20 protein-coding genes and 1 tRNA gene are annotated in these 19,434 nt (G+C 68.4%); 18 read left to right on the forward strand and 3 right to left on the reverse strand.

Annotated features, from left to right (window positions below; all coding sequences use genetic code 11):
- The first annotated feature begins 27 nt into the window (after positions 1 to 27).
- From tmk to ACIBEJ_RS42730, 15 genes are all read left to right on the forward strand, one after another.
- Positions 28 to 2,070, forward strand: a complete 2,043-nt coding sequence (gene tmk / locus ACIBEJ_RS42660; protein WP_397188671.1) for a dTMP kinase — start codon at positions 28 to 30, stop codon at positions 2,068 to 2,070.
- 10 nt (positions 2,071 to 2,080) lie between these two features.
- Positions 2,081 to 3,253 carry a DNA polymerase III subunit delta' gene (locus ACIBEJ_RS42665; RefSeq protein ID WP_397188672.1) on the forward strand — a complete coding sequence of 391 codons (1,173 nt, stop codon included), beginning with the start codon at positions 2,081 to 2,083 and terminating at the stop codon, positions 3,251 to 3,253.
- Between the two features lie 200 nt (positions 3,254 to 3,453).
- On the forward strand, positions 3,454 to 4,191 hold the full coding sequence (locus ACIBEJ_RS42670) for a VOC family protein (protein ID WP_397188673.1): 738 nt from the start codon (positions 3,454 to 3,456) through the stop codon (positions 4,189 to 4,191).
- A 257-nt stretch (positions 4,192 to 4,448) separates the two neighbouring features.
- Positions 4,449 to 5,612, forward strand: coding sequence for an MFS transporter (locus tag ACIBEJ_RS42675; protein WP_397188674.1), 1,164 nt, complete (start codon positions 4,449 to 4,451; stop codon positions 5,610 to 5,612).
- Positions 5,612 to 5,977: a MerR family transcriptional regulator gene (locus ACIBEJ_RS42680; RefSeq protein WP_397188675.1), complete on the forward strand. Its 366-nt coding sequence runs from the start codon at positions 5,612 to 5,614 to the stop codon at positions 5,975 to 5,977. Before ACIBEJ_RS42675 ends, ACIBEJ_RS42680 begins: the two co-directional genes overlap by 1 nt.
- Before the next feature lie 396 nt (positions 5,978 to 6,373).
- A complete protein-coding gene (locus ACIBEJ_RS42685; RefSeq protein WP_397188676.1) occupies positions 6,374 to 6,901 on the forward strand; it encodes a SigE family RNA polymerase sigma factor in 528 nt (175 codons plus the stop codon).
- Complete coding sequence (locus tag ACIBEJ_RS42690) at positions 6,898 to 7,551, forward strand: permease-like cell division protein FtsX (protein WP_397188677.1); 654 nt, start codon at positions 6,898 to 6,900, stop codon at positions 7,549 to 7,551. The genes ACIBEJ_RS42685 and ACIBEJ_RS42690 overlap by 4 nt, the downstream gene beginning before the upstream one ends.
- A 108-nt stretch (positions 7,552 to 7,659) precedes the next feature.
- Complete coding sequence (locus ACIBEJ_RS42695) at positions 7,660 to 8,517, forward strand: stage 0 sporulation family protein (protein WP_397188678.1); 858 nt, start codon at positions 7,660 to 7,662, stop codon at positions 8,515 to 8,517.
- A gap of 74 nt (positions 8,518 to 8,591) precedes the next feature.
- A complete protein-coding gene (locus ACIBEJ_RS42700) occupies positions 8,592 to 8,891 on the forward strand; it encodes a hypothetical protein (RefSeq protein ID WP_397188679.1) in 300 nt (99 codons plus the stop codon).
- Positions 8,892 to 8,894: 3 nt separating this feature from the next.
- Positions 8,895 to 9,827: a sigma-70 family RNA polymerase sigma factor gene (locus tag ACIBEJ_RS42705; protein ID WP_397188680.1), complete on the forward strand. Its 933-nt coding sequence runs from the start codon at positions 8,895 to 8,897 to the stop codon at positions 9,825 to 9,827.
- Between the two features lie 44 nt (positions 9,828 to 9,871).
- The gene (locus ACIBEJ_RS42710) at positions 9,872 to 10,780 is read left to right on the forward strand and encodes an LLM class flavin-dependent oxidoreductase (RefSeq protein ID WP_397188681.1); all 909 of its coding nucleotides are present in this window, start codon (positions 9,872 to 9,874) and stop codon (positions 10,778 to 10,780) included.
- Positions 10,770 to 11,420 (forward strand): TetR/AcrR family transcriptional regulator, encoded by a 651-nt coding sequence (locus ACIBEJ_RS42715; RefSeq protein WP_397188682.1) that lies wholly within the window; start codon positions 10,770 to 10,772, stop codon positions 11,418 to 11,420. The genes ACIBEJ_RS42710 and ACIBEJ_RS42715 overlap by 11 nt, the downstream gene beginning before the upstream one ends.
- Positions 11,421 to 11,474: 54 nt before the next feature.
- The gene (locus tag ACIBEJ_RS42720) at positions 11,475 to 12,923 is read left to right on the forward strand and encodes an alpha/beta hydrolase (RefSeq protein ID WP_397188683.1); all 1,449 of its coding nucleotides are present in this window, start codon (positions 11,475 to 11,477) and stop codon (positions 12,921 to 12,923) included.
- A 57-nt stretch (positions 12,924 to 12,980) separates the two neighbouring features.
- Positions 12,981 to 13,054 (forward strand) — tRNA-Thr (locus tag ACIBEJ_RS42725).
- A 325-nt stretch (positions 13,055 to 13,379) separates the two neighbouring features.
- On the forward strand, positions 13,380 to 13,946 hold the full coding sequence (locus ACIBEJ_RS42730) for a DUF4352 domain-containing protein (protein ID WP_397188684.1): 567 nt from the start codon (positions 13,380 to 13,382) through the stop codon (positions 13,944 to 13,946).
- A gap of 479 nt (positions 13,947 to 14,425) precedes the next feature.
- Here ACIBEJ_RS42730 and ACIBEJ_RS42735 read toward each other — a convergent pair whose 3' ends face one another.
- Positions 14,426 to 14,827, reverse strand: a complete 402-nt coding sequence (locus ACIBEJ_RS42735) for a VOC family protein (protein ID WP_397188685.1) — start codon at positions 14,825 to 14,827, stop codon at positions 14,426 to 14,428.
- Positions 14,828 to 14,865: 38 nt separating this feature from the next.
- A complete protein-coding gene (locus tag ACIBEJ_RS42740) occupies positions 14,866 to 15,459 on the reverse strand; it encodes a GNAT family N-acetyltransferase (RefSeq protein WP_397188686.1) in 594 nt (197 codons plus the stop codon).
- A gap of 89 nt (positions 15,460 to 15,548) precedes the next feature.
- Between ACIBEJ_RS42740 and ACIBEJ_RS42745 the strand changes: the two genes are divergently transcribed.
- Positions 15,549 to 16,073: a DUF305 domain-containing protein gene (locus tag ACIBEJ_RS42745; RefSeq protein ID WP_397188687.1), complete on the forward strand. Its 525-nt coding sequence runs from the start codon at positions 15,549 to 15,551 to the stop codon at positions 16,071 to 16,073.
- A 200-nt stretch (positions 16,074 to 16,273) separates the two neighbouring features.
- Here the strand turns inward: ACIBEJ_RS42745 and ACIBEJ_RS42750 are convergent, their stop codons facing one another.
- Positions 16,274 to 17,392: an alpha/beta hydrolase gene (locus ACIBEJ_RS42750; RefSeq protein ID WP_397188688.1), complete on the reverse strand. Its 1,119-nt coding sequence runs from the start codon at positions 17,390 to 17,392 to the stop codon at positions 16,274 to 16,276.
- A gap of 65 nt (positions 17,393 to 17,457) precedes the next feature.
- On the opposite strand from ACIBEJ_RS42750, the gene ACIBEJ_RS42755 reads away from it, so the two are divergent.
- Entirely contained in the window at positions 17,458 to 18,165 is a 708-nt protein-coding gene (locus tag ACIBEJ_RS42755; protein WP_397188689.1) for a FadR/GntR family transcriptional regulator, read from the forward strand.
- Positions 18,166 to 18,175: 10 nt separating this feature from the next.
- Positions 18,176 to 19,423, forward strand: a complete 1,248-nt coding sequence (locus ACIBEJ_RS42760; protein WP_397188690.1) for an ABC transporter substrate-binding protein — start codon at positions 18,176 to 18,178, stop codon at positions 19,421 to 19,423.
- Positions 19,424 to 19,434: the final 11 nt, after the last annotated feature.

Here is a 19,434-nt window from a genome sequence, read left to right on the forward strand (position 1 = left end):
CGGCGAGCACCTGGATACGCTGACACTATGACCGCCCCTGGCCGACGCAGACCAGCACAGTTGCTGGCTAACGCCCCATTTCGCAAGCTGTGGACGGCCACGTCGGCGTGCAGCATGGGTGACTGGCTGACCATCCTGGCGCTGACCGCCGTCGCCGGGAACCTCTTCCAGGGCGACCCGCGCACGCAGGCGCTGGCTGTCGGCGGCGTCTTCGTCGCCAAGATCCTCCCGGCGGTCCTGCTGGGGCCACTGGCGGGCGCGTTCGCCGGCCGCTTCGACCGCCGGCTGACGATGGCCGCCGCCGATCTGGTCAGGTTCGCGGTGGTGCTGTCGGCCGTGTTCATCGGCGGCTACCAGTGGCTGGTCGTCGCGATGTTCCTCGCCGAGTGCGCCAGGCTGCTGTGGACGCCGGCCAAGGACGCGACGGTGTCCGACCTGGTGCCCGCCGAGCAGCGGGAGGCGGCCAACCGGCTCGACCTGCTCGCGGCCTACGGCACCGCGGCGCCCGCGGCCCTGCTGTTCGCCGCGCTGTCGGTCGTCGGCGACCTGCTGCGGGACGTGACGCCGTTCTCACCCGCGACCGCGACGGCCGGACCGGCGCTGATCATCGCCGCCGTCGCCTACCTGGTCTCCGCGGCGCGTGTCTTCATGCTCGGCGACCTTCCCCGGCGCTCCGGCACGGTCGCGACCCCGTCGGTGATCAGGGAGATCGCCGAGGGCCGCCGTGCCGTCGGCGGCGACCGGCTGGTCCGCGGCCTGATCATCGGCATGTTCGGCGCCTTCGCCGCGGGCGGCGCGGTGGTGGTCGTGGCGGAGCAGTACGTCAGTCAGCTTCGGGGCGGCGACGCCGCGTACGCGATGGTGTTCTTCGCGGCCTTCGCCGGTGTCGCGTTCGGCGTCTTCTTCGGGCCGAGGCTGCTGGCGGGGCTGTCGAGGCGGCGGCTGTTCGGGCTTTCCGTCGTGCTCGCGGGCGTGGTGCTCGTCGCGATCGCGCTCATCCACAACCTGGTGATCGTGGTCATGCTGACCGCGCTGCTGGGCGCGTGCGCGGGCCTTTCGTGGATCATCGGCTACACGCTGATCGGGCTGGAGGCCGAGGACTCCCTGCGCGGGCGGGCCCTGCCGTTCCTGCGGGCGGCCGCGCGGGTGACGCTGCTGCTCGTGGTCGTGGTGGCCGCCGCGCTGGCGGCGGCGTTCGGGGTGCACAACATCGCCTTCGCCGGGTACGACTACCGCTTCGACGGCGTCAACCTGGTGCTGGTCATCGGCGGCGTGCTGGTCACCGTCGTCGGCGTTCTGAGCCTGCGCCACCTGGACGACCGCAAGGGCGTCCCGCTGTCGGAGGACCTTGTCGCGGCGCTGCGCGGGCAGCGGTACGCGGCCGACTCCGACGAGGAGACGCCCGGGCTGTTCCTCGCCTTCGAGGGCGGAGAGGGCTCGGGCAAGACCACGCAGTCCAGGCTCGTCGCGATCTGGCTGCGCGACCAGGGCTACGACGTCGTGCAGACCCGCGAGCCAGGATCCACCAAGGTCGGCATGCGGCTGCGCGCCATCCTGCTCGACGCGGCCGAGCGCGGGCTGTCGGCGCGCTCGGAGGCGCTGCTTTACGCCGCCGACCGGGCCGAGCACGTCGAGAAGGTGATCAGGCCGGCGCTGGAGCGGGGCGCCGTGGTGGTCACCGACCGCTACGTCGACTCGTCGCTGGCCTACCAGGGCGCCGGGCGGGAGCTCGAACCCGGCGACGTCTCCAAGGTCAACGCCTGGGCGACCGGTGGGCTGGTGCCGCACCTGACCGTGCTGATCGACACGCCGCCGGAGATCGGGCTGACCCGGCTGGGCGGGGCGGCCGACCGGATCGAGTCCGAGCCGCTGGAGTTCCACGAGCGGGTGCGCAAGGAGTTCCGCGCGCTGGCCTCGGCGGCGCCCGCGCGTTACCTGGTGGTGGACGGCACGCTGCGGCCCGAGGAGATCACCCGTACGATCCAGGACCGAGTCAGGGAGATCCTGCCCGACCCGGTGCCGCAGGCCTCAGAAGACATCACGGGCACGATGCCGGCCATCCGCGACTAACCTTGCTCCCGTGGGCGTCTTCGATGACCTTGTCGGCCAGGACCAGGCGGTAGCCGTACTCTCGCGTGCCGCGGCGGCCGCGCGCGAGGTCGTCGGCGGCGGGCGGGGCGCGGGCATGACGCACGCGTGGTTGTTCACCGGCCCGCCGGGTTCCGGGCGTGAGGACGCCGCCCGGGCCTTCGCCGCCGCGCTGCTCTGCCCGGACGGCGGATGCGGCCACTGCGACCAGTGCCATCAGGTGATGATCGGGTCGCATCCCGACCTCGAATCGGTCCGGCCGCAAGGGCTGTCCTACGGCGTCAAGCAGACCCGCGAACTCATCCTGCGGGCCGCGGGCGCGCCCACCCAGGGGCGGTGGCGGGTGATCCTGTTCGAGGACGCCGACCGGGCCACGGAATCGGCCCAGAACGCGGTGTTGAAGGCGATCGAGGAGCCGCCGCCGCGTACCGTGTGGCTGCTGTGTTCGCCGGCGCCGGACGACATGATGATCACCATCAGGTCCCGCTGCCGGGTGATCACGCTGACCACGCCCGGGACCGAGGCCGTGGCGCACGTGCTGGCCACGCGTGACAGCGTGCCGCAGCCGATGGCGGTGTTCGCGGCGCGGGCGGCGCAGGGGCACATCAGCCGGGCGCGGTCGCTGGCGCTGGACGAAGGGGCCAGGTCGCGGCGGGAGGCGGTGCTGGCGATTCCCCGGTCGTTGACGGGGGTGGGGGAGTGCATCACCGCGGCGGAGCGGCTGGTCAAGACGGCTGAGGAGGAGGCCGCCGCGGCCACGGCGGCGCTCAACGAGACTGAGACGTCCGAATTGCGCAAGCTCTATGGCGAGGGGTCCACGGGGAAGGGGCTCAACCGGGGGTTGGTGCGTGGGGGCGCGGGGGCGCTGAAGGAGCTGGAAGATCGGCAGAAGTCCCGCGCTACACGGATAAAGCGGGATTCACTGGATTCGGCGTTGCTGGAGCTGGTCTCGTTCTATCGGGACGTGCTGGCCATGCAGTTTGGGGCGGGGGTGGAGTTGGCCAACGACGACCTGCGGTTCGATCTGGATCAGGTGGCTCGGGGGGGCACGGCGGAGGAGACGTTGCGGCGGATCGAGGCGATCATGATGTGCCGGGAGCGCCTGGAAGCCAACGTCAACCCGCAGATCGCGGTCGAGGCCATGATGCTGTCCCTGCGCGGCTGAACCCGGTTCAGCCTTGCGGTCTGTGCTCTCTGCGCGATGCTTTCCGCCCTTTCCCGTTACGGCAAGCCACCCCACGCCACCCGCCGACCCGGGCGGGCGTGTCGTGGGGATCGCTTCTCACGTCGGACGTGGCTCTCGCCGTAACGGCGTACGGAGGGCGTGAGCCGGTTCGGGTTTCGGCTGGTCGTAGGATCGGCGGCATGGCGACGCGAGTGGTGCAGATCAGTATCAAGGCTCAGGACGACGCCGCGGTCGGCCGGTTCTGGGCGCAGGCGCTCGGGTGGGGGCTGGACAGCGAGGCGCCCGGGGTGACGAACCTCGAACCCGAGAACTTCGTCTACCCGGACCCCGTCGCCGTCTGCGTGGACGTGGTTCGCGTACCGGAACCCAAGACGGTGAAGAACCGGCTGCACGTCGACCTCGCCACCACCTCCGCGGCTCATCAGGCGGAACTGGTCGAGCGGCTCCTGGATCTTGGGGCGACGCGTGCCGACGTGGGCCAGGGCGATGTCCCGTGGACGGTTCTGGCCGATCCGGAGGGCAACGAGTTCTGCGTGCTCGAGCCTCGTCCGGTCTACCGGGACACCGGGCCGATGGCCGCGGTGATCGTGGACTGTGTGGATCCGCGGGCCATGGCGCGGTTCTGGGACCAGGCTGTGGACTGGACCCTGCACGAGGTGACCGACGACCACGCGGTACTGCGGTCCGCCAAGGGCGTCGGGCCGTACCTGGAGTTTCTCCGCACTCCTGGCGCGGAAAGCGAGGGCCAGCGCATCCACCTGGACCTCCGGCCGTACCCCGACGACGACAAGGCGGCGGAGGTGGACCGGCTGAGGGCCCTCGGCGCCACCGACGTCGACCTGGGCCAGGGTGACGTGCCGTGGACGGTTCTGGCCGATCCCGAGGGCAACGCTTTCTGCGTCCTCACACCACGCTGACTTCGCCCCCCCGAACGAGCCCGACACCCCGAGGGCTGACCGCCTGAGGGCTGACCATCCGAGGACTGACATCCCGCAGGCCGACATCTTCCACGTGGCGTCGCCGCGCAGGGTTTCCGCCCTCCCGGTAGGACGCAGATCTGAGGCAGTGGGGCTTGACCTTGACGCTGGCGTCAAGCTCCTACCGTCGCCGCATGACGACGTACGGCACCCGCCCAGCTCCACTCGGCACAAGCCCCCCGCTGTCGATGTGGCTGTTGAGCCTCTTTCTCCTCGCCTTTTCGTTCGGCACCGACGACCTGATCATCGCGGGCATCCTCCCGGCCATCTCCCACGACCTGAACGTCTCGGTCGCGATGAGCGGACAGCTCGTAACAGCCTTCGCACTGACATACGCCCTGGGAGCGCCGATAGCCGCGTTCCTCACGGCCAGACTGCCCCGGCGGCCGGTGATGATCGGCGCGGTCGCCGTGTTCGTCCTGGCCAACGTGGGGGCCGCGCTGGCTCCCGCGTACGGTCCGCTGCTGGTGGCGCGCATCCTCTCAGGGCTGGCCGCCGCGACAGCCTCGCCCGCCGCCTTCGCGATCGCGGCCACGTCCGCCCCGCCAGGCCGTAAGGGACGGTTCCTCGCGATCGTGGGGGCCGGACTGACCACCAGCCTGGTGGCAGGCGTCCCGCTGGGCACGTGGATCGGCGGCGAGCTGGGCTGGCGGGCCACGATGATCTACGTCGCCATCGTGGCCGTCGTGGCGGGACTCGGCCTGCTCCTGACGTTGCCACCGTTGCCCGGCGAGGCAAGGTCCGCGCTGAAGGACCGCCTGGCGCCGTTGCGCAACCCGGTCGCGTCGACGGCGCTCCTGGCGATGATCCCCAGCGGAGCCGGAGGCATGATGTCGTACGTCTACGTCACCGAGATCGTCCGCACCCTCGGCGACCTGCGCGGCTCCGCCGTAGCCCCGCTGATCATCGCGGTGGGCCTGGCCGGGATCGTCGGCGCGCTCGCCGGCGGCCGGTTGGTGGACCGGCTCGGCGCCCTCCGCGCGCTGATGATCCTCCTGGTCGGGGTGCTCGCCGCCCCCGTGCTCATGTTCGTCCTGGGCGTCGCCGGAGGCCCGTACCCCATCCTCGTCATCGCGCTGCTCCTGATCTTGTACGGCCTGGCGACCTGGGGAATCGCCCCCGCGACCCAGGCATGGCTGCTCGAACGCGGCGCCGGCCCCGCCGCGGCCGGCGAGCTGCTCGCGCTGAACAACAGCGCCATGTTCCTCGGTTTCTCGCTGGCCGGAGGGTTGGGCGGGCTGGTGCTGGAGGCGTACGGCGTGCTGGCGGTCCCACTCACCGCGGCGGGATGTGTGCTGGTGTCACTCGTGTTGTTCTGGGTGGCTTTCAGATCCGACCGGCGAAGGAGAGCGGCCAGTTGATGCGGATCGGCGAGGTGGCGCGCTGCGCGGGGGTGTCCACGCGCGCCCTGCGGTACTACGAGGAGCAGGGCCTGATCAACGCGGAGCGCGACCACAACGGCTACCGGATGTACGACGCCGACACCGTGCTCCTGGTGCGCGACATCGCCCGCCTGCTGCATGCCGGGCTGAATTCTGATGATGTACTGCAGTTCGTCCACTGCCTGGGCACGGGAGAACCCGATCCGCCCAAGGACTGCGTGGCCCTGATCAGGACCTACTCCGAACGCCTCGGTGCCCTCGACGCGCGCATCGCCGCCATGACCGAGGTCCGCGAACGCCTGGCAGCCGAAACCGACCGCCTAGCCAACCTCCTGCAACCCTAACGAGCCCCCCGCCTCAGAACATCTCCCTCGCCTCAGGACCCGTCAGGACGTCTCCTCACGCCAGCACCTCTCCTCACGAGCTCCTCTCACCTCACGAGCTCTCCTCGTCTCAGTGAAGGAAATGCTCCGTTACGGCAAGCCGCCCCACCCCCACCCGCCGCACCCACCTGAGGGCACCTCCAGGGAAACGGCCGTCGGGCGCTCCCGTACAGCGCCGCGACGTGCGCCCCCATGACCAGCGACGCGGAGATCTCTGAGACGAGGCGACCTCAGAGGGGCTGACTCCGAGACGTGAACCCCTGGAACAGGGAGATCTCCGAGGCGAGGAGATCCCGGAGGCGGGAAGATATTGCGGTGACGGAAGCAGCAGAACGGCTTCGCAGGCGTCTCTGTGATGTGGAAGTCGAACTGCTCACCCACGGAGGCCCCCCGACCCGGCAACACGTCGACGTCGCGGCCATCTTCGCCGAGCACCAACTGGGCCTCGTCCGGCTGGCCCTGCTCATGCTCGGCGATCAGGCCAGCGCCGAAGACGTGGTCCAGGACGCGTTCGCGCGTACCCATGCCGGCCGCGCCAGGCTGCGTGATCCCGACAAGGCGCTGGCCTACGTGCGTTCGGCGGTGCTCAACGGCTGCCGGTCGGTGCTGCGGCGCAGGGCGACGGTGTTCCGGCGGGCCCTGCCGTACGATCCGCCGGTCTGGTCGGCGGAGAGCGCCGCGCTGGTCGGCGAGGAGCGCCGTGAGGTGCTGCTCGCGCTCCAGCGCCTGCCCCGCAGACAGCGCGAGGCGCTGACGCTGCGCTACTACCTCGACCTCTCCGATCCGGAGATCGCCGAGACCATGGGGATCAGCGCCGGCACCGCTCGATCCACGATCGCCAGAGGGCTCGCCGCCCTCGCCAAGCAGTTGGGGGAGAGATCATGAACAGCCCTGTGGAAGAACGCCTGCGGCAGGCCCTGTCCGAGGCGGGGGCGGTCATCGACCCGGAGACGCTGCGTCCGCTGCGCACGGTGCCGACGGCGCGACGGCACCGGGTGGACCTGCGGTGGATCGGGGTGAGCTGGGCGAGTATGCGCCTGCTGATCGGCCGGGTGGGACGTCGCTGGGTGGCCGTGTCCTCGGTCGTGGCGGTGGCCGGGCTGGTGGCGGGGGTCGTCATCGTGGCGCCCGGCGGGCATCAGAGCACCGCCGCCGCGGTGTTGCCTCCCAACCGCGACCGGGCCGACCTGTCGGTCTTCCTCTGTCACGCCCAGTCCACGTCGCCGACCTGCCGGGGCGAGGCCATCACGGACGAGCAGCGCGCAGCCGTACAACAAGCTCTGGGGGAGGCACCCATGGTGCAGACGATCACCTTCGAGAGCCAGAGAGAGGCCTACGAGAATTTCAAGTCCGACCCCGACCTGCCCGAGCACGTCAAGAAGGTCGTCCAGGTGCGGGACATGCCCGAGTCGTTCCGGGTGAAGATGAGAGCAGGAGCGGATTACCGGTCGCTGATCGCCAAGGTCAAGGTCATGCCCGGCGTCGCGCAGGTGGTGGATGCCAGGCTCGTCCCCCAACCGGCCGGAGGAGCGTAGCCGTGGGCCGGGAAACTAGTGCTAGTGACTCTCACGTTCGGGCGGTCCGCACACGTAGTGTGGCAATGGCAGGCACCCCCGACGCCGTCAGGAGGCGAGCTCTAGCCCATGGGAATGATCATGGCCGTGAGCTTCACCCGCTACGGGAGGCTTTACTACCTCGACCCCGGCGGGCACAGTCCCAAGGTGGGCGACAAGGTGCTGGTGCCCACCGACTCCGGTCCCGAGGTCGCGGAGTGCGTGTGGGCGCCGCAGTACTCGAGTGAGGACATCGACGGGCTGCCCGTGTGCGAAGGCGTCGCCGGTGACGAGCACCTGGCCAGGGACGAGAGCAACAAGCGTCGCCGGGCCGAGGCCCGCAGCGTCTCCAAGCGCCTGATCAAACGCCACAGCCTGCCGATGAAGGTCGTCGGCGTCGACTACCTCGACAGGGACAACGTCTACACCGTCTACTTCTCCGCGCCGCACCGGGTCGACTTCCGGGCGCTGGTCCGCGACCTGGCCCGCAACCTGCGTGCCCGGGTCGAACTCCGCCAGATCGGTCCCCGCGACGAGGCCCGCCTCCAGGGCGGCATCGGCCCGTGCGGCCGTGACCTGTGCTGTGCGACCTTCCTCAAGGACTTTGAACCGGTGTCGGTCCGCATGGCCAAGGACCAGGACCTGCCCGTCAACCCGCTGCGCATCGCGGGGGCGTGCGGGCGCCTGATGTGCTGCCTCAAGTACGAGCATCCGCTGTACGTCGAGACGCGCTACCGGATGCCGAAAGCGGGCAGCCGCGTGACCACGCCCCAGGGCGACGGGACGGTGACGGGGCACAACGTTCCCTCGGACACGGTCCTGGTCCGGCTGGACGACGGGGGCCGCCGATGCGCGTGCCCGTCGGCGTCGGTGTGCTCGCCTCGCCAGCAGCACGACAAGCTGTACGGCCCGGAGGGCGCCAACCCCGAGGGCACCCCCGGCCCGTAGCCGTGATGAGTTTCCTGCCGACGGCGTGTCTGTATCAGTGAGGGAGTTGCCGACACGCCATTGAGGAGACCCAGATGAGCAGGATCGTGATGGTCCGCTACCAGACCCGCCCGGAGGCGGCCGACCTCAACCAGCAACTGGTCGAGAAGGTCTTCGCCGAGCTCAACGCCGACGATCCGGGCGGCCTGCGCTACCTGACGCTCCGCCTGGAGGACGGCGTCAGCTTCGTACACGTGGCGATCACCGAGAACGAGGACTCACCACTGTCCGGTTCGCCGGCGTTCGCCGAGTTCCAGCGGGGGATCGGCGATCGGGTGGTGGCGCCGCCGACCGTGAGCAGCGCGACGCTGGTCGGTTCCTACCGCGCCGTGTGAGCGATGAGTGAGCCCACCGATGAGTTCGTCCTGAAAAGTACCCCTTACCGGGGCGAACTCCTGGCCCTGTGCTACCGCATGCTCGGTTCTTTCCATGAGGCGGAGGACGCGGTTCAGGAGACGTACCTGCGGGCCTGGCGGTCTTATGACGGGTTCGAGGGGCGCGCGTCCATGCGGACGTGGCTGTACAAGATCGCCACCCGGACCTGTCTGCGTTCTCTGGAGAAGGCGGCTCGCCGGCCGTTGCCCTCCGGGTTGTCCGCGCCCAGCGGCGATCCGGAGGGTCCGCTGGCGCCCGGGGTTCATGACATCGCGTGGTTGCAGCCGTTCCGTACCGAACCGGCCGAGCGGTCGGACCCGGCCCTGCTGATCGAGAACCGGGCCGGGCTGCGGCTGGCGCTGATCGCCGCGCTGCAGCACCTGCCGCCGCGCCGCCGGGCGGTGCTGATCCTGCGCGATGTCCTGGAATGGCGGGCCGCCGAGGTGGCGGACCTGCTCGGCACCACCGCGACCGCGGTCAACAGCCTGCTCCAGCACGCCCGCGCCCAGCTCAAGCAGGTCGACAGCACACCGCCGCCGCCGTTGGACGCACGCCAGCGGGAGCTCCTGGACAGGTACGCCGCGGCGTTTGAGAAGGCGGATATTTCAGGACTTACGAGCATCCTGGCGGAAGACGCGGTCTGGGAGATGCCGCCGTATCCCACGTGGTTCGTCGGCAGGGAGAACATCGTCCGCTTCCTCGCCACCCGCCTGACTTCTCCGGGCGCCACCAAGGTGATCAGCACCGAGGTCAACACGCAGCCCGCGTTCGCCCTGCACACCGCGGACGGCCCGCACGCCCTCCACGTGCTCACCCTCTCCGGCGACGCGATCACCCGCGTGGTCGCCTTCATGGACCAGACCACACTGAACGGTGTAGTTGACACTCAATACTGAACGGTTTAGTTTCGGAGGGAGGCCCTAAATCGGAGGTTGTCATCATGGAGTTCGGCTTTTCGCTTGTCCCCACACCCGACATAGCGGCACATCGTGAGCTGGTCACGGCTGCCGAGGAATCCGGTCTTGACCTGGTAGGAGTGCAGGACCATCCGTATGCCCCCTCCCAGGTTGACGCCTTTGCCCTGATCGGCACCCTGCTGGAGCACACGGAGCGGATCCGGTTCTTCCCCGATGTCGCAAGCCTGCCGTTGCGTCCGCCAGCCGTACTCGCGAACACCGCGGCGACGCTGGATCTGGCGTCAGGCGGGCGGTTCGAGCTGGGCATCGGCGCGGGCGGCTACTGGCGGGCGATCGCCAGCATGGGCGTGCCCGAGCTGAAGCCCGCGGCGGCGCTGGACGCGCTCGGCGAGGCGATGGAGATCATGCGCGCGCTGTGGAGTCCGGACCAGCCCACGGTACGGCTGCGCGGCGAGCACCACACGGTCGACGGCGTCCACGCCGGCCCGCCACCCGCGCACCCGATCAACATCTGGGTCGGCGCCCAGGGCCCGCGCGCGCTGCGGTTCACCGGCCGGGCGGCCGACGGATGGGCCGCGCCGATCCCGTCCTACCTGCCCTACGAGACCTGGCCCGAGGCGAACGCCCTCATCGACCAGGCGGCCCGTGCGGAAGGCCGCGACCCGGCCGCCGTCATGCGCATGGCCCAGATCGTCGGCACCATCACCACAACCCCAGGCGAACTACCCCAGCAAGGCTCCGACCCGGTACGCGGCACGCCGGACCAGTGGGCCGATTTCCTGGCGAAGCTCGCGATCGAACAGCCCTTCACCACGTTCATCTTCTGGCCGGAGCGGCAGTCGATCGATCAGGTCGTGCGCTTCGCGAGCGAGGTCGTCCCGCTGGTCAGGGACAAGACACCAAACGGTGTAGTTTACGCCCATGAACGTTGACGAATTCGGCCTCCCGATCATCCCCGATGCGGTCAACGTCTCGCAGCGCAAGCGCGAAGCAATCATCGAAGCGGCCAAGGCCGAGTTTCTCAAAGAGGGATATACCGCCGCATCGGTGGACGCCATCGCCTCCCGAGCCGGGGTCTCCAAACCCACGATCTACAAGCACTTCGGCAACAAGGAGCGGCTCTTCCTGGCGGTGATCGGGGGGATCCTGCCGCAGACGTACGCGCATCTGGAGCCGTGCAAGTCGAAGATCGCCCAGGCGGACGACCTGCGGGCGGCGCTCATCGGCCTGATGACCGAATGGGCGGAAATCCTCCTGCGTCCCGACATCATGGCGCTGCGGCGGCTGGTGATCGGCGAGATCGACCGCTTCCCGCAGCTTGGGCGGGCGTGGTACGGCATCAGCGACAAGATGAACAATGTGCCGCTGGTGGAGGCGTTCGAGATCTTGCATGAGCGGGGACGGATCAGCGTGCCCGACCCGGCCCTGGCCGTGCGGCAACTCGTGGCGTCCACCATCGGAGTACCCCAACTGATCCGCACCTTCGACGGCGACGCGGAGGTCGACCTCCAGGGGATCATCACCTCGGGCGTCGACCTCTTCCTGGCCCGCTACGGCACAGCGCCTCCGTGACCTCGCGGGCCAGCCCCGTCAACCACCTCATGCTCGCCACCGGCGCCGCGTACCATGGCGACAGTGTGGTGCCGAGCCCTCATAGCCGCCCTGTTGCTGCTGACCTCCGGCTGTACGACCGCCGAACCCCCCGAGCCCGCGCCCCTCACCTGGTCCGACTGCGGTGACGACTTCGAGTGCGCCCGCCTCAGCGTCCCGCTGGACCACGCCCAACCATCCGGCGAACACATCCAGATCAGCGTCATCCGCCTGCCCGCCACCGGCGACCGCATCGGCTCCCTGCTGATCAACCCGGGCGGCCCCGGCGGCTCCGGCATCGACTACGCCCGCGCCGCCCCCGCCATGCTCAGCCAGGACCTCCGCGCCCGCTTCGACATCGTCGGCTTCGACCCCAGAGGGGTAGGCGCATCAACCCCCATCAAATGCCTGACCGACGACCAGCTCTCCACATTCATCGCCCTGGACAGCACACCGGACACTCCAGCCGAGCAAACCGCCCTGGAACAGGCCTCGAAGAACTTCGCCGAGGCGTGCCAGGCCCGCTCCCCGAATCTCCTCCCGCACGTCAGCACCGCCAACGCCGCCCGCGACATGGACCTCCTCCGAGCCGCCCTGGGCGACGAAAAGCTCACCTACCTCGGCAAGTCCTACGGAACCCTCCTAGGCGCCACATACGCCCACCTGTTCCCGGGCAGGGTCCGCGCACTGGTCCTGGACGGCGCCGTAGATCCGGCGATCACCCGCGAACGCCTCAACCTGGACCAGGCCAAAGGCTTCGAAACCGCCTTCCGCGCCTACGCGAAGGACTGTCAGGGCACAGCAACCTGCCCCCTGACGTCGAAGACCCCAGAAGCCGCCTTAACCGAGATGTCAGACCTGCTCCGCCAAACAGACAAGTCTCCCCTGGTCAGCGCCCCAGGCCGCCCGGTTACGGAAGCCCTGGCAACGCTGGGCGCCCTGACCCCGCTGTACGACCGCAACACCTGGCCGGCCCTGTCCGAATCCTTGGCCGAAGCCCAGAAGGGCGACGGCACCCTGCTCCTCTCCTCTGCCGACCAGTTGGTAGGCCGCTCCGACGACGGCACCTACTCCAACCAGACCGAATCCAGCCTGGCCATAACCTGCGCCGACACCCCAACCCCGCCAAGCTCCCAGGCATTGGCCCAAGCCGCCACCACAGCCGCAAAAGCCGCCCCCGTCTTCGGCTCCTACGTCATGTGGAGCATCCTCCCCTGCACCTTCTGGCCCCGAGCGGTAGGAACCCCCGTAACGTCCCCGAAAGCCCCCGGCGCCGCCCCCATCCTGGTGGTAGGCACCCGCCGCGACCCCGCAACCCCGTACCACTGGTCGCAATCCCTAGCCGACCAACTCGAATCCGGCACCCTCCTGACCTACGAAGGCGACGGCCACACCGCCTACGGCAGCGGCTCCACCTGCATAGACACCCATGTGGACGACTACCTCATCACCCTTGCCGCGCCGGCCGACCGCACCCGCTGTTGATCGACGGGAGCGAGAAGTGCCCCGCCTCCTGTAGACTTCATCACGCCATACGGCAGCGCCGCCTTAGCTCAGTCGGCCAGAGCACTTCACTCGTAATGAAGGGGTCTCGGGTTCGAATCCCGAAGGCGGCTCCGCAGATCAAAGGCCATCCCTCGGGTCGAGGGGTGGCCTTTGGCGTTGGCGAGACGTCCGAGTTCTGGGAGCAGTGGCTACCGGGAGTGGGCCTCTTCGCGTTGGATGGCCACCGGCCGCTTCTGATCAGCACGGCAGGTTGAAACGCCATGAAGGCCCGCCCTCCCGGAAAACGATTCAGGGCTACGTAGGGCGCTTATGTGTGTAGCTCCTGCCTGGTATCCCTCGGGTCGGAATTGTCAAGCTTGTGGCTGTTGGGGGCGGAGTGGCAAGCTCGTTGTTCATGACGAGGCGCGCACGCCAGCAGCGGATTAGGAGACTTTGATGTCTGAGGGTTACGGGCAGATGTCTACGTACCCTGGTTTAGGTCAGAACCCGTATGTGCCCCCGCAGGCCCAGCCGAGGAAGCGCCTCCGGGAATTGTTCATCTTTTGTCTCGGCGCTGCCGTTGGCGTTCTCGGCGTTCTCGGTGCCGTGGTCGTCGTGGAAGATTTCGGGCCCGTAGCTCAGCAAGCGCGTATGAGCGAGATGGTCACGGTTGGCGATTTCCGCATCATCGTGCAAGAGGTCGAGCGCAAAGGGCCTGGCGAGACCGGGTCGGCTGAGTGGACTCCCCGAGGGGAGTTCGTCTTTGTCACCGTGTTGGTGCAGAACGTCGAGTCGAGCGCGCAGACGTTCGAGGTCGGCCGTCAGAAGTTGCTGGCGGGCGGGTCGGAATATGACGCCGTTCCCCTTGGTGAGGGTGGGCGGATGTTCGAACGGATCCCGCCCGGTGCCACCATCAATGGACTTGTCGTGTTCGATGTGCCGAAGGGCACTCCGCTCGAAGCGATCGTGCTTCACAGCGGCGCATTCTCGTGGGGCGCGAAGGTGACGCTTTCGAGAAGCTGAGCCTGGTTTCCGATTGAACTGGGCGGAGGGCGCCAGTGATCCAACGGGTGCGTGGAGCGAAGTCACGTGAGAGAGCGGGGCGTGGCGGTGCTACTTTTGTTTGTGGCCGCATTAGGTGTCACGCGGGCGTCCCTCGGGTCAGAAGAAGAACCGCCTCAACGGCCTGAGACGCTTCCCTCGGTGCCGGAACTCGCGTCCGTTACCGATGTTTGGCCTGACGGCGCACAGCACCGATGGGGCGGCATGAGGTGGTTGCTCAGCTTGGCGTGATCGGGCTTCTACCTTGCGTCTCATCTGGTTGAGCAGGCTCGATGAAAGCGCCGGCAGTCCAACCGGTGGGAGTATCGTATTTAAACGTTCGTCGAAATGGGAGTCGGTGCTGCTGGGGGATGAGGCGGCGCGAGAAAAGAAATCCAGGCTCCAGCGGCAGAGTTCTAGAGCCTGGATGTCGAGTTTTGGGTATTCGCGGTCTGGGCTTGTTACGCCTGCTGAATGCGTACCGTGTTGCCTGAGGGGTCGCGGAAGGCGGAGTCGCGGGGGCCCCAGGGCTGGTCGATGGGTTCCTGGAGGACCTCGGCGCCGAACGCGCGTACCTTCTCGAAGGTGGCGTCGAGGTCGTCGGTGCTGAAGACGATCATGGGCAGGATGCCCTTGACCAGGAGCTCCCGCAGGGCGTCGCCGTCCTCCTGGGAGCGTCCGGCGTGCGGCTGCGACAGGACGAACTCGAGGTCCGGCTGCGTGCCGCCGCCGAGGGTGACCCAGCGGGCCACGTCGGAGCCGACGTCGTTGCGGACCTCCAGGCCGAGCGCGTCGCGGTAGAAGGCGAGCGACTCGTCCAGGTCGTTGACGGTGATGTGGAGGTACTTGAGTCCGAGGTTCATGTTCTCGACGCTAGGGGGAGCGGGTGCGGGATGCTTCTTCATTCCTGCTCGGACCGCCTCGCGGTCAGATTCTCGCGTACGGCGGGCCATTCGGAGGCGATCACCGAGTACACCGCGGAGTCGCGCAACATGCCGTCCTCGCCGGGGGCCCAGGAGGCGGACCAACTGCGTAGCACGCCCTCGAACGTCGCGCCCAGCCGTTCCAAGGCGCGGCGGGAGCGGGTGTTGCGGGCGTCGGTTTTGAGGTCCACCCGGGCCACGCCCATCTCCTCGAAGGCATGGGCGAACATCAGCAGCTTGGCCTCGGTGTTGATGCCGGTTCCCTGGGCGGAGGCGGCGAGCCAGGTGAAGCCGATCTCGATGGCGGCGAGGTCGGTACGGCCGGGCCAGGGGCGGGGATTCCAGAAACCGGTGCAGCCCACTGCCGCGCCGTCCAGGGTGCGTACCTGGGCGAAGGGGGTCAGGCCGGGGCGGGTGAGCTGGGCGGAGATGTACGCCTCGACCTCGCCGGCCCGCGGGACCATCGTGAACGCGTAGGCCGAGCGGTCCTCCTCCGCGGCCTTCGCCAGGTCCGGGGCGTGGGCGAGGGACAGGGGCTCCAGGCGGACGAGCGTGCCGTGCAGCGTACTCATCGGTTGATCTTAAGGGAGAATTAAGCACACTTAAGGTCGAACTTCGGGTCTCGACTCAAGAGCCGTAACGTGTCAATCTCGGGGCTGAGATGAAACGAGTATTAGCCCTGGGGCTGCTGCTGCTCGCGGCCGCGTGTGCCGCGCCGGAGGACGATCCCGTCAACTCCGAGGACGTCATGTTCCTTCAGATGATGATCCCGCATCATCAACAGGGCATCGAGATCGTCAAGCAGGTACGCGACAGACCGGTCGCGGACCAGCTCAAGGTGCTGGCGGCGGCGATCGAGTCGACGCAGGGCGACGAGGTCAAGAAGATGATGGGCTGGTTACAGTCCTGGGACCAGCCGACGGTCGCGCCGACGAGCGCCCACGCGGCTCACGGCGGGATGCCGGAGACCAGCCGCGAGAAGATCGACAGGCTGGCCAAGTCCAAGAACTTCGAGCGCGACTTCCTGAACCTGCTCATCGCCCACCAGGACGACGCCGTCCAGATGGCCGGAATCGAGACCTTTAACGGCATAAATCCGGACGTCAAGCAGTGGGCCGACCAGATCAGCAAGTCCCGCAAGGCCCAGATCGACCAGCTGATGATCCTCCTCAAGAAAAAGCCGTAGCGCTCAGGGAGCGAAGCCCAAGGGCGACGGGGCCTCGGGGCCATAAGGTCCGAGGGCGATGGGGCCTCAAGGGCGAAAGGGCCCAAGGACGACGGCGGCTCAAGGGCGATAGGGCCCAAAGGTTGATGGGCCCCAAAGGGCATAGGGGCTCAAGGGCCATGCGGCCTCAAGGGCCGTGAGGGCTCAAGGAGCGAGGGTGCTCAGGGTGAGGTTGTGGGGAGTTTTGTGGTGAAGTCGGTGACTGTCTTCTCGTAGGCTTCCGGGTCCACGTTCCAGGAGCCGACGTGGCCGCCGCCCTTCGTACGGACAACGTTCACCAGATCCGGCCGTATCCGGGCAAACTCCAAGGCCGGCCCAGGCGGTACCCCGGTGTCGGTGTCGTCCACGAACAGCAGTACCGGCACGGTGAACTCCTGCGCGTGCGCCACATGATCCAGCTCGGCCAGCGAGATCCCGGTCCGCCGTTCGATCACGAACTTGCCCACCGACGCCAGCCACAACGGCACCCCCTGCTCCCGCGCCCCCGCCTCGATGGGCCCGTTCCAGTCCATGACGGGGCTGTCCAGCACGATTCCCCTGATCGGCTCCTTGGTGAGCTTGCGGGCCGCCATCCCGACGATCGCGCCGCCCATCGAGTACCCGTAGAGCACCACCCCGCCGGCCCCCTGCGAGCGGGCATACGTGATGGCCGCCGCCACGTCCTCCCACTCCGAAGCGCCCAGGTGGAACTTCCCGTCGGGCCCCGCCGGCGCCCCGGGGTCGTTGCGATAGGAGATCCCCAGCACCGGCATCCCCAGCCGGTGGAAGGCGGGGGTGATCCGCAGCGCCTCGCCGGCGTTCGCGTTGCGCCCGTGCACCGCGATCACCCACGTCTTGGACCTGCCCTCGGTCTGCCAGGCCGGGAAGTCGCCCAGCGGCGAGGGGACCTTCACCTTCTTGTACGGCAGGCCGAGCGCCGACCGGGGATCCTCGTGCCCCCACATCCACCGGTCGAGGTAGGCGCGCACCCCGGTCTCCAGCCGGCCCCGCCGTACCTTGAGGACCTCGCGCGTCACCGTCCCGGGACCGGTGGAGAGCACCTTGCCCAGCGTGGCGTTGCCGTCCTTCCACGTCAGCCCGTAGGTGCCGGGCGCGGCGGCGTCGGTGCCGCCCCTGAGCGTGACCTGACCGCCGGCGGCCGCGGTGACCTCCAGCGGGTAGGAGCTCTGGCCGTGGGAGGGGTCGATGACCATGCCGGAGTAGTACCAGCCGGCCGCGCCCACACCGGCGGTGGCGAGGATCAGGAGCACGCCGACCGTCCACGCCAGGAACCTCTTCATGGCCTGCAAAATACTCCCAAAGCACTCGTAGACGCAGTGCACATAAGGTGATTAGATGACTTGATATGTCGGCCGAAGTCACCCGTCCCACGCTCTCCGACGCGCTCACCGAGCGCATGCTGGAGCTCATCCGCACCGGAGGTCATCGCCCGGGTGACCGGCTGCCCTCGACCAGGGAACTGTCCCAGCGCTTCGCCGTCACCACCCCGACGCTCCGCGAGGCGCTGCGCAGGCTCGAAGCCACCGGCGCGATCGAGATGCGCCACGGCTCCGGCATATACGTCGGTTCCGCGATCGAACGCATCGTCCTGCCCAACCCCAACATGCGCGAGATGCGCGGCGCCCAGCTCCTGGAGCTGCTCGGCGCCCGCATCGTCATCGAGCCGCCGCTGGCGGCGATGGCCGCGCAGCACGCCACCGCGGAAGGCATCGCCGCCCTGCGCACGATGCTCGACGAGGCGGCGCTGCACCTGCGCGGCGAGGACGCCGAGCTGCACGACGCCAACATGACCTTCCACCGGGCCACCGCCCGGCTGGCCGGCAACGGCGTCCTGCACGAGATCGTCGACTCGTTGCTGACCGTCCACGCCAACGAGCAACGGGAGATCCTGCAGATCTTCGACGACCGGCGGCGTGACTACGACGAACACCTGGCGATCCTCGAAGCGATCGAGTCAGGTGACCCCGAGGCCGCTGAGCGGCTGATGAAGGCCCATCTCGCGGACGTGAAGAGCGTCGTCGAGCTGAGGCTGCACCATCCCCCCATGGAGTAAGGAGTCCGGCATGCGCACTCTGGCCGCGCTCGGATTGGCCGCCACGTTGACGCTGGCGGCCTGCGGTGGCAACGACGCCGCAGCACCGCAGAAGAAGAGCGAGCTGTCGCTCTACAACGACAAGGGCGCGTGGAGCAAGTATTTCGAGGAAATGGGCGCCCTGTCCAAGCAGCAGATCAGCCTGTCGATGAAGCCGGTGGGTTACACCGACTCGGCGCAGTACCAGGCGTTCATCAAGGCCTCGTTCCGCACCGACGTGAAGCCCGACCTGTTCACCTGGCAGACCGGGGGGATGCTCGAAGAGATCGTCAAGCAGAAGCAGGTCGCCGACACCACCGCCGTCTGGCAGGAGGCCATCAAGGCGGGTGACCTGCCGCAGGACCTGGCCCCCTACTACACGGTCGGCGGCAAGCAGTACTGCGTCCCGCTCAACGTCGCCTACTGGGGCATGTTCTACAACACGGCGGTCTTCGACAAGCACGGCGTCAAGCCGCCGACCACCTGGGAGGAGCTGATCAAGGCCGCGGACACGCTGAAGAAGGCCGGGGTCACGCCCTTCTACCACACCAGCGTGTTGTTCTCCTTCGTCTGGTTCGAGCAGCTCATGGCCGGCATGGACCCCGACCTGTACGACCGGCTGTCCACCGGCAAGGCCAAGTACACCGACCCGGGCGTGGTCGCGGTGATGGACAAGTGGAAGGAACTCATCGACGCCGGATACTTCGTGAACGCCGGTGACAAGACCGACCCGGCGGACCTGCTGAAGACCGGCAAGACCGCCATGGTCTCCTTCGGCACGTTCTTCAACACGAGCATGACCACGCGCAGCATGGCGCCGGGCAAGGACTACGGCTTCTTCGTCATCCCGAACGTCAACGCGTCCCTGCCCAAGACCTCGGTGATCTTCGAGAGCGGCCCGCTGTGCGCGCTGGACAAGGCCGCCGACCCCGAGTCCTCGCTGAAGTACCTGAAGTGGTGGACGAGCGCGCAGGCCCAGGAGAAGTGGGCCACCAGCAGGGGCGACGTCAGCGCCAACCCCAAGGTCACGGTCAAGGACGAGGCGCTCAACGCGATCACGAAGGACGCGGGCAGCGGCAAGTACCGCCTGGTCAACCGCTACTTCGAGGCGACACCGCCGCCGATCCTGTCGGCCGCGCTCGACGGCTTCGGCAAGTTCGTCTCCGACACCAGCACCACCAAGGAGGTGCTGGAGACGATTCAGAAGGCCGCCGACGAGTACTGGAGCACGCACCAGTGAGAAGCGCCCCC

It is taken from the genome of Nonomuraea sp. NPDC050790 (assembly GCF_044456745.1).
Taxonomy (GTDB): domain Bacteria; phylum Actinomycetota; class Actinomycetes; order Streptosporangiales; family Streptosporangiaceae; genus Nonomuraea.

Coding starts and splice junctions, on each gene's coding strand:
- ACIBEJ_RS42690 (WP_397188677.1), top strand. CDS start 6,898: ATGAACAGCCCTGTGGAAGAACGCCTGCGGCAGGCCCTGTCCGAGGCG.
- ACIBEJ_RS42730 (WP_397188684.1), top strand. CDS start 13,380: ATGTCTGAGGGTTACGGGCAGATGTCTACGTACCCTGGTTTAGGTCAG.
- ACIBEJ_RS42735 (WP_397188685.1), bottom strand. CDS start 14,827: ATGAACCTCGGACTCAAGTACCTCCACATCACCGTCAACGACCTGGAC.
- ACIBEJ_RS42760 (WP_397188690.1), top strand. CDS start 18,176: ATGCGCACTCTGGCCGCGCTCGGATTGGCCGCCACGTTGACGCTGGCG.
- ACIBEJ_RS42705 (WP_397188680.1), top strand. CDS start 8,895: ATGAGTGAGCCCACCGATGAGTTCGTCCTGAAAAGTACCCCTTACCGG.
- ACIBEJ_RS42720 (WP_397188683.1), top strand. CDS start 11,475: ATGGCGACAGTGTGGTGCCGAGCCCTCATAGCCGCCCTGTTGCTGCTG.
- ACIBEJ_RS42745 (WP_397188687.1), top strand. CDS start 15,549: ATGAAACGAGTATTAGCCCTGGGGCTGCTGCTGCTCGCGGCCGCGTGT.
- ACIBEJ_RS42755 (WP_397188689.1), top strand. CDS start 17,458: ATGTCGGCCGAAGTCACCCGTCCCACGCTCTCCGACGCGCTCACCGAG.
- ACIBEJ_RS42750 (WP_397188688.1), bottom strand. CDS start 17,392: ATGAAGAGGTTCCTGGCGTGGACGGTCGGCGTGCTCCTGATCCTCGCC.
- ACIBEJ_RS42710 (WP_397188681.1), top strand. CDS start 9,872: ATGGAGTTCGGCTTTTCGCTTGTCCCCACACCCGACATAGCGGCACAT.
- ACIBEJ_RS42715 (WP_397188682.1), top strand. CDS start 10,770: ATGAACGTTGACGAATTCGGCCTCCCGATCATCCCCGATGCGGTCAAC.
- tmk (WP_397188671.1), top strand. CDS start 28: ATGACCGCCCCTGGCCGACGCAGACCAGCACAGTTGCTGGCTAACGCC.
- ACIBEJ_RS42670 (WP_397188673.1), top strand. CDS start 3,454: ATGGCGACGCGAGTGGTGCAGATCAGTATCAAGGCTCAGGACGACGCC.
- ACIBEJ_RS42695 (WP_397188678.1), top strand. CDS start 7,660: ATGGGAATGATCATGGCCGTGAGCTTCACCCGCTACGGGAGGCTTTAC.
- ACIBEJ_RS42700 (WP_397188679.1), top strand. CDS start 8,592: ATGAGCAGGATCGTGATGGTCCGCTACCAGACCCGCCCGGAGGCGGCC.
- ACIBEJ_RS42680 (WP_397188675.1), top strand. CDS start 5,612: ATGCGGATCGGCGAGGTGGCGCGCTGCGCGGGGGTGTCCACGCGCGCC.
- ACIBEJ_RS42740 (WP_397188686.1), bottom strand. CDS start 15,459: ATGAGTACGCTGCACGGCACGCTCGTCCGCCTGGAGCCCCTGTCCCTC.